Source organism: Serratia sp. M24T3 (assembly GCF_000257645.1).
In the GTDB taxonomy this organism is placed as follows: Bacteria; Pseudomonadota; Gammaproteobacteria; order Enterobacterales; family Enterobacteriaceae; genus Rouxiella.
This window is the reverse complement of sequence record NZ_AJHJ01000046.1, coordinates 1-12,537: the sequence shown is the minus strand read 5'-3', so window position 1 is coordinate 12,537 and position 12,537 is coordinate 1. Positions and strand designations below refer to the sequence as shown.

The 12,537-nt window shown below is 52.3% G+C and carries 12 protein-coding genes; 2 read left to right on the top strand and 10 right to left on the bottom strand.

Translation table 11 applies throughout. The features are described 5' to 3' along the window. Window positions 1-26: 26 nt before the first annotated feature. Window positions 27-875, top strand: coding sequence for a nitrilase family protein (locus tag SPM24T3_RS22015; protein ID WP_009639043.1), 849 nt, complete (start codon window positions 27-29; stop codon window positions 873-875). Between the two features lie 165 nt (window positions 876-1,040). On the opposite strand, the gene SPM24T3_RS22010 is transcribed toward SPM24T3_RS22015, so the two are convergent. Genes SPM24T3_RS22010 through argH form a run of 7 tightly spaced genes read right to left on the bottom strand, consistent with a single transcriptional unit; the run spans window position 1,041 to window position 8,128 of the window. Continuing rightward, window positions 1,041-2,393: an MmgE/PrpD family protein gene (locus SPM24T3_RS22010; protein WP_009639042.1), complete on the bottom strand. Its 1,353-nt coding sequence runs from the start codon at window positions 2,391-2,393 to the stop codon at window positions 1,041-1,043. A gap of 8 nt (window positions 2,394-2,401) precedes the next feature. After that, window positions 2,402-3,319: a polysaccharide deacetylase gene (locus SPM24T3_RS22005; protein WP_009639041.1), complete on the bottom strand. Its 918-nt coding sequence runs from the start codon at window positions 3,317-3,319 to the stop codon at window positions 2,402-2,404. Next, the gene (locus SPM24T3_RS22000) at window positions 3,309-4,163 is read right to left on the bottom strand and encodes a polysaccharide deacetylase (protein ID WP_009639040.1); all 855 of its coding nucleotides are present in this window, start codon (window positions 4,161-4,163) and stop codon (window positions 3,309-3,311) included. Before SPM24T3_RS22000 ends, SPM24T3_RS22005 begins: the two co-directional genes overlap by 11 nt. A 21-nt stretch (window positions 4,164-4,184) precedes the next feature. Further along, window positions 4,185-5,015 carry an ABC transporter substrate-binding protein gene (locus SPM24T3_RS21995; protein WP_037379497.1) on the bottom strand — a complete coding sequence of 277 codons (831 nt, stop codon included), beginning with the start codon at window positions 5,013-5,015 and terminating at the stop codon, window positions 4,185-4,187. A gap of 26 nt (window positions 5,016-5,041) precedes the next feature. After that, on the bottom strand, window positions 5,042-5,806 hold the full coding sequence (locus tag SPM24T3_RS21990; RefSeq protein WP_009639038.1) for an amino acid ABC transporter ATP-binding protein: 765 nt from the start codon (window positions 5,804-5,806) through the stop codon (window positions 5,042-5,044). A 9-nt stretch (window positions 5,807-5,815) separates the two neighbouring features. Further along, window positions 5,816-6,685, bottom strand: a complete 870-nt coding sequence (locus SPM24T3_RS21985) for an amino acid ABC transporter permease (protein WP_009639037.1) — start codon at window positions 6,683-6,685, stop codon at window positions 5,816-5,818. A gap of 15 nt (window positions 6,686-6,700) precedes the next feature. Then, on the bottom strand, window positions 6,701-8,128 hold the full coding sequence (gene argH / locus SPM24T3_RS21980) for an argininosuccinate lyase (RefSeq protein WP_009639036.1): 1,428 nt from the start codon (window positions 8,126-8,128) through the stop codon (window positions 6,701-6,703). Window positions 8,129-8,328: 200 nt separating this feature from the next. On the opposite strand from argH, the gene SPM24T3_RS21975 reads away from it, so the two are divergent. Further along, window positions 8,329-9,309, top strand: a complete 981-nt coding sequence (locus tag SPM24T3_RS21975) for a LysR family transcriptional regulator (RefSeq protein ID WP_009639035.1) — start codon at window positions 8,329-8,331, stop codon at window positions 9,307-9,309. Window positions 9,310-9,382: 73 nt separating this feature from the next. Here the strand turns inward: SPM24T3_RS21975 and SPM24T3_RS21970 are convergent, their stop codons facing one another. The 3 genes from SPM24T3_RS21970 to SPM24T3_RS25210 form a co-directional block, all read right to left on the bottom strand. Next, window positions 9,383-10,477, bottom strand: a complete 1,095-nt coding sequence (locus SPM24T3_RS21970; RefSeq protein WP_009639034.1) for an iron-containing alcohol dehydrogenase family protein — start codon at window positions 10,475-10,477, stop codon at window positions 9,383-9,385. 156 nt (window positions 10,478-10,633) lie between these two features. Further along, on the bottom strand, window positions 10,634-11,671 hold the full coding sequence (locus SPM24T3_RS24370; RefSeq protein ID WP_009639033.1) for an RHS repeat-associated core domain-containing protein: 1,038 nt from the start codon (window positions 11,669-11,671) through the stop codon (window positions 10,634-10,636). A 92-nt stretch (window positions 11,672-11,763) separates the two neighbouring features. Continuing rightward, a complete protein-coding gene (locus tag SPM24T3_RS25210) occupies window positions 11,764-12,444 on the bottom strand; it encodes a hypothetical protein (RefSeq protein WP_157135351.1) in 681 nt (226 codons plus the stop codon). Window positions 12,445-12,537 lie beyond the last annotated feature (93 nt).

Here is a 12,537-nt window from a genome sequence, read left to right as displayed (position 1 = left end):
AGTCTGTAAAAACCAGGAGTCAAACTATGGCCTCTTCTCGCAATGAAGCCCCGGTCACCGTGGCTTGTCTTCAGATGGAACCGGTTTTTGGTGAAACCGCGCATAACGTCGCAGCCAGCATTGCCATGATTGAACAGGCAGCCGCCAAGGGTGCCAATCTGCTGGTTCTGCCGGAGCTATGTAATACCGGCTACGTTTTTGCTTCTCGCGAGGAAGCTTTTTCTCTGGCAGAAGTTATCCCGCAGGGTGCGTCAACACAGGCGTGGATTGATTGCGCTGCGCGGTTGAATGTTTATCTGGTTGCAGGGATTACCGAACGCGAAAACGAAAGTCTCTATAACTCAGCGGTGATTATCGGGCCGGAAGGACTGATTGGCCGCTATCGGAAAGTGCATTTGTGGGGCGACGAAGCGCTGTTCTTCGAGCCGGGCAATCTGGGCTTCCCGGTATTTAAAACTCGCATTGGCACTCTGGGTTGTCAGATATGCTACGACTGCTGGTTCCCTGAAAGCTTTCGCATGGCGGCATTACAGGGCGCTGATATTGTGTGCGTGCCGACCAATTGGGTACCGATTCCCGGTCAAGACCCAGGCAGAGAGGCAATGGCTAATATTTTGGTGATGGCAGCCTCGCACACCAATTCTCTCTATATTGCTGCCGCCGATCGCGTTGGCATTGAACGCGACCAGCCGTTTATCGGCCAAAGCCTGATTACCAGCTATACCGGCTGGCCGGTGGCTGGTCCCGCCAGCAACAAAAATCCCGAGATAGTCCTCGCTACGATAAATCTGGCCGATGCCAAACGTCATCGTAACTGGAACGATTTTAATCAGGTATTAAAAGACCGGCGGCCCGATGTCTATACGCTGCCGTAAAAATGACTAATGGGTGCTCACGCACCCACTGTTTTATCAGGTTAATTGTTTTATTAGGTTAATTGTTTTATCAGGTTAATTGTTTTATTAGGTTAATTGTTTTATTAGGTTAATTGTTTTATTAGGTTAATGTCTGGCGGCTATACCTGAGAGGTCAACGCTGTTTCAAAACAGATTCTCCAGCCACTCATCCACAGAGGATTCTGTTTCCAGCGCCAATGCCCTTGCCCACAACTCTTGTGCCTTTGGCAGACTAATCGCTCTGGTTGCCAATGAAATAAACTTGTCTTGTAGCTGCTGATCGCTAACCGGGTTTCCTGGCGCACCCAGCGCGATATCCACGCAGTGACTCAGGCGCTGACCATTTTTAGCGATTAACGTCACTTCCGGCTCGCCATCGGCACTAAAGCTGGCATCAACATTCAACGATATCCGCGAGATGGCGTCCAACAAGGCCGGATCGCGGCGCTGCTGCTCGCCATAGGCGTCTAGTCCCGCATGGCCGTAAATCCAGCGCGCAGCCACCGCATAGCGGATACTCATTTGCGCGGCGGCCAGCGAACTTATTTTTTCATCGCCACACATTTCCTGCAAAAAAGGTGACATCGTCACTTCTATACGCTCAACATCTTCCGTTTTCATTCCCAAATGCGCAAGCAAAATTCCGGTAGCATCGATTGCCGAATGCGTACCGCGACATGAGGCATAAGGTTTGATTGAACAGCGCATCAGTTTCCACACCAGCCCTAAATCAGCGACCAGCGCCCGTGGCTGTGCAGTGGTCGGTGCCAGCGTTTTTAGAAAACCGCCCCAGTGATCTTCAAACAAACCTGTGGGGCCAGTGATCCCCGCCTGCGCACTTAACGCCGCAAGCACGCCGCCCTCGGCCGCGCGTCCGGCATGCAGTTTTTTACTTTGTGAGCCGTCATGGATAAACGCCCACAGGCCGCCGCTGAAACTCCCCGCGATGCCCAAGGCCGCTGAAATCTGCGCGCTGTTCAGACCCAATAATCTACCGGCGGCGACCGCAGCACCAAACACGCCGCAGGTTGATGTCGAATGCCAGCCCGCGCCGTTGTGCGCCGAGTAACCGCCACAGGCCTCCAATACTCGCCGCGCCACGTCATACCCCAATACCACGGCAGTAATAAACTCTTCACCACTGACCGGTTTTTCACACAACGGTAAAACTGCCAGCATGGCCGGGATTACCACCGCGCCGGAATGGTCACAGCCACCAGTGTCGTCCAGCTCCAGCGCGTGAGCGGCAATGCCGTTGAGCAAGGCCGCATTGCGCGGGGAGGTTTTTTCCCCTCGTCCCCACAATGCAGCCATCGGGGCTGCACCTTCAGTTAACAATATCGCGGCCATGTCTTTAGCCACCTCACTGGTCGCACCGACTAGACCCGCGCCAAGAGTATCGATAATGTGCCGCTTGGTGCGCGCGACCAGACTGGCAGGTAAATCATCAAATTGGGTATCGCAAACGAAAGCTACCAGTTGCGATTGAAAATCCATGCACTGACTCACGGCTGCACTCCATTCTGTGTATGCTGCTGCCAGATTTGCGCCGGATGCGACGCCTCATTTTGCGGCTGCGTTTGCCGCCACCAGTCGGCAACTTCCCCTGCCGTAGCAACCCAGACATCCGGCTTTGAAGTGATATAATCCAACAGCTCTGCCAGCATGCCAATGCGCCCTGCCGTGCCAATGACCTCTGGATGCAGACGCAGCACATAGCAAAGGCCAAAACGGTAAAAACCGTCGAAATCCATCTTCATATTGCCCAGCGTGTGGCTGTAAGAAGCAATCCGCGACTGCGCCGGAGGTACCGCCGGTGAAAGGTTGAAGGCAAAGTAAGGCTCATCCTCCAGCTCGTAATGCATAGGTAATTCAACCAACTGCGACTGTTCCCCGGTGATCGTCGGCTGAAAATAAGGCAAATCATCGCCGCGCCAAGAAGAGCTCCAGTCAATGCCTGCTTCGCTCAGCGCATCGGCAAATCCCGGCGCCCAGTTACCGGCAGGAATCCTAAAACCTCGCGGTTTTTCACCGCTATAAGCCTTCAGCGCCGCCTGACCGCGTTGCAGGCTGGAAACTTGTTCCTCGAGGTTCAGGTCATCAAATTTGGCAAACTCATAGCCGCTGGTCGCCAGTTCGTGGCCAGCGCGAGCAATCTGGGTGATTTTTTGCGGATGGTCGTCTGCAACAATTCCCGGTACGACCCAACTGCTGCGCAGGTTTTTTTCCGCCAGCATGGCCAGAATGCGATCAATGCCGCGCAGCGTGCCATAACGCCAGACCGACAGCGTTTTTTCGCGCCCGGCTACGGCTGGAACCTGACTGAGAATGCCCTGAATATCATTGAAATCGAAAGTAATCACCACCGCGCAGCGCTTGCCCTGCGGCCATTTTTCCTGCACCGAAGTGCTGTTATTTGACATCGCTGTGCTCCTCTAACCACCACTGGGCGACTTCGCGACAGCGAGCAAACCACACATCTTCACGGCTGCGCAAATGAGTAAAAAATTGGTCCAGCAGCATGATTCGCCCTGGCTTGCCGGTGATTTTTGGATGGAACAAGGTGGTCAGACTCAGCCCCTCGTTCATTGCACCGTCGAATTCGCGGCACCAGTTATCCAGCGTCAGTTCATAGCTGGCGGTGCGGTCAAGACCTGAAGGGAAATTTGGCTCGCGGGTGTAGGCGATTGAGGCGTAGTCATCCATTTCCCAGCGCCCAGGAATTTCCACCAGCGGTTTTTCATGGCCTGGCACCTGAATCAGATACGGGCGATCGTCGCCACGCATACTGCTGGAATAGGTCACCCCGGCTTCGATCAATATCGATGGAGTATCGATGTGCCAGTCACCGGACGGCGTTCGAAAACCCTCGGCGCGAATACCGAGATACTGCCAGAAAATTTCGCGGGATTTTTCCATCACCCAGCGCTGCTGTTGGGCATCAATGGCAAAAAAAGACTCATGACGATAGCCGTGATAAGCCACCTCGTGGCCGCGTTCGACAATCGCCTGGCACTGCTTCGGCCAGTTTTCCACCACCCAGGCGGGAACAAAAAAGGTTGCTGGCAGCTGATAGTCGTCCAGCAAATCCAGCAGCCGAGCCAGCGCGCGATAAGGCCCATAGCCACCAAAAGTAAAATATTCGGGCTTGTGCCACAGCGTGCCGTTGAGCATCGCATCGCCGGTCGGACCATCGAGGTCAAACGCCAGCGCCATGCAACCCTTTTTGCCGTGCGGCCAAAGACTGGCCGCGTTGGAAATCGTCATGAGTTATCCCGCTCCTGTAAATTACTGCCCTTTATTAATGGTCACTTCTTTGATTGCGCCATCTTGCAGCCCCCATTTGCTGAGGATCTTCAGGTAGGTACCGTCAGCAATCATGGCTGTCAACGCGCCTTTAACCCCGTCGATCAGTGCGCTGTCATCTTTGCTGATGCCGATACCGGTAACCTGATAGGCAAAGGCCTTGCCCAACGGCTTATAGGTATTTTTCTCGAGATTCATGATGTACGGCAGGGTTTCGCTGCCCTGCACTACGCCCTCAATGCGGCCCTGACGCAGTTGGGTGCGGGCATCGGCAGTGCCTTCCGCGCCGACCACGACGATGGCTGGCTTACCTGCCGGAGTACAGTTTGCAGTGCTCCAGGCAGCAATTTCGGCCGGGAATGTGGTGCGGCGGCTGGTGCCGACTTTCTTGCCGCACAGGTCCAGCATGGTGTTGATTTCTTTATGTGCCACAGTGGTGTAGAACTGCGGGCCGCTGTTGTAATAGTCAACGAAGGTGGCGATATCCTGGCGCGGTTTGGTGTCGGTCATGCCGGAGAGGATCATGTCCACGCGCTTGGTTGCCACGGCGTTGACCATCTGCTCGAAGCCAATTTCCTGCCAGCTGATTTTACGGTTCAGGCGCTTGCCGATTTCCATACCCAAATCGTAATCCATGCCGGTAAGCTGGTCGGTAGCGGGATCTTTAAATTCCAGCGGTGGATAGTTCGGCATCATCGCAACTTTGATTTCGTCTTTTTGTTTCAGCGCTTCGGCGGCAGACGCGCCTGGCGTCCAGGCGGCGGTGTTGAGCAATACGCCAGCGGTAATCAGTGACAACAGCGTTTTTTTCATCAAAATTTTTCCCATGTGTAAAGTTTCTAAATCAGAACCGCGGAAATAAAATTCTGCGTTCTTGGGTTTTGTGGATTCAGCAAGACATCTTCAGGATTACCACTTTCTATAATTCCGCCTTCGTCCATAAAGACCACGCGATTAGCCACTTCTCGCGCAAAACCAAGTTCATGGGTCACGACAATCATCGTCATCCCCTCTGCAGCCAGGCTGCGCATCACTGCCAGCACTTCGCCAACCATTTCGGGGTCAAGCGCCGAAGTCGGCTCATCAAACAGCATCAGTTTTGGCTTCATCGCCAGCGCGCGGGCAATCGCCACCCGCTGTTGCTGGCCGCCAGAAAGCTCCATCGGATAGGCGTCACGCTTGTGCGCCAGCCCAACGCGCTCGAGCAGCGCCATCGCCTCCTGTTTCGCCTCTTTCACCGGACGCAGCAGCACCTGACACGGCCCTTCGATGATATTTTCCAGCGCGGTCTTATCCGGGAACAGATTAAAGCGCTGGAAAACCATGCCGGTCTTCAACCGCTGGCGGGCGATTTGCTTATCATTGAGCGGATACAGTTTTTTGCCATCCATACGGTAGCCGACCAGCTCATCATCGACCCAGATACCGCCGCTATCGATACGTTCCAACTGGTTGATACAGCGCAGAAAAGTGCTTTTTCCGGAACCGCTCGGGCCGATCACGCACATCACTTCCCCGTGCCTGACCTCAATATTAATATTCTTAAGTGCCTGAAAATCGCCGAAGTATTTGTTGACGTTGGACGCCGTGATGATGTTTTTCATAAGGAGTCCTTAACTATTGCGGCGGCGAGTACCGCGCCCGAAGTAGCGTTCAAGTCGGTTTTGGCCAATTGACAGCAACGTCACCACCGCCAGATACCAAATCCCGGCCACCAACAGCAGCTCCATGACGCGGGCGTTGGCGAAATAGATGGTTTGCGCGTTATATAACAGCTCGGAATACTGGATCATGCTGGCCAGACTGGTGGTCTTGACCATGCTGATAAATTCGTTGCCGATCGGTGGAATGATCACCCGCATCGCCTGCGGCAAAATAATGCGGCGCAGCGCGTGAATGCGGGTCATGCCGATGGATTTGGCGGCTTCATACTGCCCCTGATCAACAGAAATCAGCCCGGCCCGCACCACTTCCGAGGTGTATGCGCCCTGATTAATACTCAGACCCAGCAGCGCCGCGGTGAACGGCGACATAATGTCAACGGTTTGGAAACTGAACAGCCCGGGAATACTGATAGTCGGGAAAATCAGCGCCAGGTTGAACCACAGCAACAGTTGCAAAATCAACGGCGTACCGCGAAAAATCCAGGTATAGCCGATAGCCACGCCGCTCAGTACCGGATTGCTCGACATGCGCATCACGGCAATGATCACCCCGAAAATGACTCCCAGCGCCATTGCCAGAATCGACATCACGATGGTATTGCCCAAGCCCGTGAGGATTGCCTTGGCGGTAAAGAATTGCCCGACAAAACGCCACTCGATTTTGCCGTGGGCAAAGGCGTTGATCAGCAGCGCCAGCAGTACCAAAATCACAATCGAGGCCACAATACGCCCGTAATAGCGCTGCGGAACATACTGATACTCGCTGAGGTCAACCGGAGTATTTTTCAACTCGCTGGCTGCGGTGCGTGAATTCTGCATAACAGGCTCCCGAAATTAAAGTGACAGGCCGGTGTAACTCGACACCCAGAGGGACTGTTGTTCCAGCACCGCTTTCAGGCGGGTGATTTGCTCGGCAACGCGCACTGGAGAAGTGCCACCCCAGCCGCTGCGGGCGTGAATTGCCGCGTCCAGCGTCAGGCATTCGCGCACCTGCGGCAGCAAACGAACGTCAACCTGTTGCAGTTGTTCATCGCTGACTTGATGCAGCTCGAGGTCAAACTGTTCGCACACTTGAACCAGCTTGCCGGTTATCTCGTGCGCCTCTTTGAACGGCACTCCGCGACGCGATAGCCAGTCTGCGACCTCGGTTGCCAGCGTAAAACCCTGCGGGGCATCTTCACGCAGGCGCTCGACGTTGACCACCATGGTGTCGATCATCCCGGCCATTGCGGGCAGCACCAGCAGAAGCTGGTCAACGGTATCGATAGCATTGCGTTTGTCTTCGATCAGGTCGCGATTGTAAGACAACGGCAGCCCTTTCATGGTGGTCAACATCGCTGTCACGTTGCCGATTAGCCGACCACTTTTGCCACGGGTCAGCTCGGCGATATCCGGGTTTTTCTTCTGTGGCATGATAGAACTGCCGGTGGCATAGCCATCGTTTAGTTCAACCCAGCGGAACTGGCGTGAAGCCCACAAACATATCTCTTCGCAAATGCGCGAAAGGTTAACGCCCAGCATGCTGCCAGCGAACAAAAACTCCGCCACGTGGTCACGACTGGCAACGGCATCAATCGAGTTTTCACAGGCACCGTCATAGCCGAGGTCTTTGGCAGAAAGTTCTGGATGCATGGCGATAGCCGAACCAGCCATCGCGGCCGCTCCCAGTGGAGAAAGTGCGCAGCGTTTGTCCCAGTCTTGAAAACGCTGCACGTCACGGGCAAAAGACTGCGCATGCGCCATTAATTGGTGACCAAAAACGATAGGCTGCGCCTGTTGCAGATGAGTAAAGCCGGGGGCCAGAGTGTGAAGATGCAGCTCGGCCTGTTTTACCAGCGCCTGCTGTAATTCAAGCAAAGCGGCAACAATCTTGCGGCCGTTGTCGCGCAAATAGAGGCGTAAATCGTTGGCAGTCTGATCGTTACGCGAGCGCCCGGCGCGCAGCTTGCCGCCCAACTCACCCAGACGCTCGGTCAGCATGCGCTCAATGAAGGTGTGAACGTCTTCGTCGTTTTCGATAGGTTCAACCACTCCGGCGCGATAGTCCACCGCCAGCTGGCGAATAGCGGCCACCATAAGCTCGGTTTCTTTGTCATCCAGCAGCCCCGCGCGTTGCAGTTCGAATGCATGAGCACGGCAGCCTTGCAGATCATATTCGGCAAGAGCGAAATAGTAATCCGGGCTGCGTGACAGTGCGCTCAGCGCGGGTGCGGGTGCCTGTTTAAAGCGTGCACCCCATAGACGGTCGACGGGCTGGGACATTCTTAACTCCTTCATGGCATAGATGTTGCAAAACAAGCAGTGAGAAAGCGAAATTTCCGGGTTATTTCCATCATTTTTTAGAAAATAACCAGGCCACAAAAAATATTGGCAGCCCGTTTTTTCGCTCTTGAAAAATATTAATTAAGAAATCTTGGTTAATTCGATGTTGGCGTCATTTGCAGTGGGGGTAAATATTTTTTATGGAAAGTCCACTTTCCAAATCAGGAAACACATTACCCACAAGAAGTGATTTAAATCAGCACGGCATTGGGGTTGCAGACTTAAAACTTTTACGCGTTTTTAAAACCGTGGTGGAAGCAGGAGGATTTACCGCTGCCTGTAATGAATTAAATATTGGCTTAGCGGCGATCAGCAAACAAATCTCAGATCTTGAAGTACGCTTCGGAATGAAACTCTGTACTCGAGGCCGCGAAGGTTTCTTTCTTACCGAGCACGGAAAAGTCACTTATCAGGCCTGCCTGGATTTGTTCGCCTCGATCAATCAGTTTCGCGACAAGCTTAACAATGCCCGCCATGACATGTTTGGCGAGCTGAATATCGGCATCATCGACAACACGATAACTGATGAAAATTCACCTATAATCTATGCACTTGGAGAAATACACAGCCGTGCCCCCAAGGTCAGCGTTCGCCTGCATGCTACCCAGTTGGACGAGATTGAACGCGGTGTGCTCGACGGGCGTTTTACCTGTGGCATCATGCCGGTGTATCAGGAAAAGCCTGAGTTTGATTATTACTATTTATATGAAGAAATAGCGCACCTCTATTGTGCAGACAGGCATGAACTTTATTGCATCTCTAATGAAAAAATAACCCAGCAACAAATCAAATCGGCCGATATCGTTAATCATTTCTACGCAAACCATAGCGAGAAAAATAACTACCTCGAGTTCTCCTCCTCTAATGCAGTAGCGGTGCAAGTTGAAGCAGTGAGTTTGTTAATCTTGACGGGTAATTATATTGGATTTTTGCCAAAGCATTATGCAACTCATCTTTTCGGCGGTAATAAGCTTAAGGCCTTGCTGCCGGAAGAAATTAAAATCAGCACACCCTTTAGCCTGGTGGTAAAAAAAGGCAGCGCCTTAAATACGGTATTAACGCTTTTCTTAAACGCATTGCAAAATAATCAGCAAGACTCTTCACTGAGACAGGTGAGCTAGATTAAAGCGGTTAATGCCCGGCCCTTCCTGCACCACTTTAGTGCAAAGCGATGCGGGAGAGGGTGCAACGGATTTACACCAGAGCCAATTCGTTGGCTACTGACTCAACGCGGGCAAAAGCCGCATACAGTGACTCGGCAGTCACCGGATATGGCATATTGTGCATGTCTGGCGCGTGCAGTGAAGCCTGAATAATCTCTTCAAGTTCAGCTGCGGTAAGTTCGGCAATTTCGCTTAAACGCAGCGGAACGGCGCAGGCGTGAGAAAGTATTACCGCTTCGCGCAGCTCTTCGTCACTGCGTTTCTCCAGCGCCAGCAGGCAAAGATTGCCTAAACCTACCAACAGGCCGTGACCGAATTCGCGGGTTTTGTCACATACGGTGAAACCTTCGTAAATGGCGTGTGAGGCAGCCGCGTGCGCGCCACTGCTCATTAATGACGTCAGGCCGGCAAACATGAAAATTGCATCAAGCACCTGATCTAGCTCGGCATTGGCTTTACCTGCGCGCACCGCGTCACAGGCGGCAGCGCCGTAGGAGGCAATCAAGTCAAAGCAAATTCGGCTGTTGGCGCTGGACGAACGAGCAACTCCGGTAAGTTCGGCGTGATGGCTGCTGATGGCGCGAAATTCGTACCATTTGGCCAGCGTGTCGCCCAATCCTGCTGCCAGCCAACGCAGCGGGGCCTGAGCCAACAATTCGCTGTCAATGATCACCGCAGCGGGAGCCTGTGGCAGCGGATAAAGATCGCGAAAATGCCCATCGTCGAAATAGCGGATTGTCAACGGTGTCACCGCCGCGCAGGTTGCTGCAATCGTTGGAACAGTAATCACCGGCACGTTGGTTGCCACGCCCACGGCTTTACCGGTATCGAGAGATTTCCCACCCCCCACACTGATAATCACGTCTGCGGACAGCGCGACAACCTGTTGGGCCAAACGAAGAATATTTCCCTCGCTGGTCTCGCCTCCGAACCATTCCATGGCGACCACGTCAACCGAAGCACCTTCCAGTGAGTGACTAATTTTTTCCCCGACAGCCTGTAATGATTGATGGCCGCCAATCACCATGGCGCGTTTGCCAAGCAGAGAGCAAATCTCGCCCAGCTGCGACAAAACCCCCGGACCACGCAAGATTTGTGCGGGGAAAATAATATTTTGAGCTTGCATCTACAGCCTCTCTGTTAGTGACATTATTATGATATTAGCAGGCTAAGCATTAACCGCCGTTGCCTAAGATAAGCAAGAATTGCGCCACAGCGTGGGGATTATTTTTATCAGCCGATGCTAACCAGAGAGTTTGGCAGTTATCACGTAAAGGATGGGCTAAAACGACTCTTTTAGCCAAACGACAAAATTTGCGTGGCTCGCAAGCTCTTCCATTTCGACGTTTTCTGCGACCAACGAAAAATTATCCATAATTCTCTGGGTTGATTTACCATTAGGCGTTTGAAAAAAAGCGGAAAACAACTCGTCCCCCTGCTTCCCGCTGGTCATATTAAGAGTGATTTGATTCACCACCCCCTGGCGGATGATTTTCCTTGGCATTACCGCAGAAGACTCAACCCTTCGAGCTACCTGTAAATACTGATATTTGGCAACATCGCTGGCATAGTAATCGAAATTTTTTATCGGCCTGAAATTTTGTTCAAATATCCAGACACCTGCATCATAGCGATTAATAAACACATTAGCATTTCTACCAAGCTGGCTGATATCGCGAGAATACACTTCTGTTCTGTCAACTCGATGAGAAAAGTTACCGACTTTATCAATATATCGCATCGCTCTTTCTGAACGCGCCTGCTCCGTTAAAACCGTTAATTCTCCCAATGGCACAAGTTCTTGGTCCACTGCGGATGCGCGCTGAACGGCAGCAAATCGACTCGCTCCACGAAAGCTCATTTTGGCTGCCACAACGCCGAGCGAAACCATGCCAGTCGCCAATGAAACCCAGCCCAATTGCGCTGAAGCCTGTGGATTTTTAGGCTCCAAAGCACCGCTGGCGATTGCAGTAACGCCCGACACCACTTCTGCCGCCGTGATAGCCACTGTCGCGGCAAGGCCATACGCCGCTAATGATGCCCCAAAAGTTATTCCCGCCAGCAGGATGCCCAATGCGCCCGATGCAATCCCCAACTTTGCCTGCCAGCTCATATGCCCGCTGGGATCGGCTCGATTAATCGGGTCGCCCGCACAGTAGACGTAAGGATTAATGCCTCCTTCACCGAAAGGACTCCAGCTGTCCGGGCAATTAAAACGCTTTAAAATCGGGCTATATGCACGATAGCCGTTGCCCGGATGATTATTAAAGCTAATGGGGTCCGAGCGTTCACCGTTAAATCCCAATAGAATATTTTTCATTGAATGACCTTTCTAAAAAATAATAAAATAGCTAAGGAAGGCGTATACTTTTAGTCAATAATTAAATAAACAAAACTCTAGCAACCCAACATTTATTTGATGTTTATTACGTAACTGGTAAAATCACCTTCGGTCAACATCTCTACGTTTGCAGCCTGCAAGGAAAATTCATCCATGATGCGCTTGGTTGACTTACCATTGGGTGTCATAAAGAAAGAATCGAAAAGATCCTGCCCCGTCTTACCTTGAGTCATCTCAATAGTTTGTTCATTAACAACTGAATCTCTGATAATCCTTTTTGGCATCTTACCAATGAACCCACCTTCTGCTGCCATGCGTTGGTACTGATATTTCCCGACATCACTCGCATAATATGGCACTCCCTTAAACTCTCTATAGTTACTCATAAACACCCATTCGTCCTGAGTAAAACGATTGCTGAAAATGTTCTGCATTTCTACAGCAGGATTTAAATCGCTCGAATGAATCGTTGGAAATAAAATATTATGTTGAAATTTATCCGGATCATCGATGTATTTTAAAGCATCTTCACGCGCCATTCTGGCGGCTGCCTTTACTGCACCGCCGCTTAAGCCCTGAGCCTTAATATTGCCCAGGCGATTTCGCAGTGAAGCCGTTGCCTGGTGCAGGCTTCGATTGGCCGAACCTACCATCCCCGGCCCGGCAGAAAGCAGCCCTGCCGCCAGCGATGCCCAGCCTAATCGCGCCGCAGCCTGTGGATTTTTTTGCTCAACCAATCCACTGGCTATCATGGTCACCCCTGACACCACCTCGGCCGCAGTGATTGCTACTGCCACCGCAAGACCATAAGTTGCCAGCGATGCTCCAAAAGTCAAAGGTGCCAG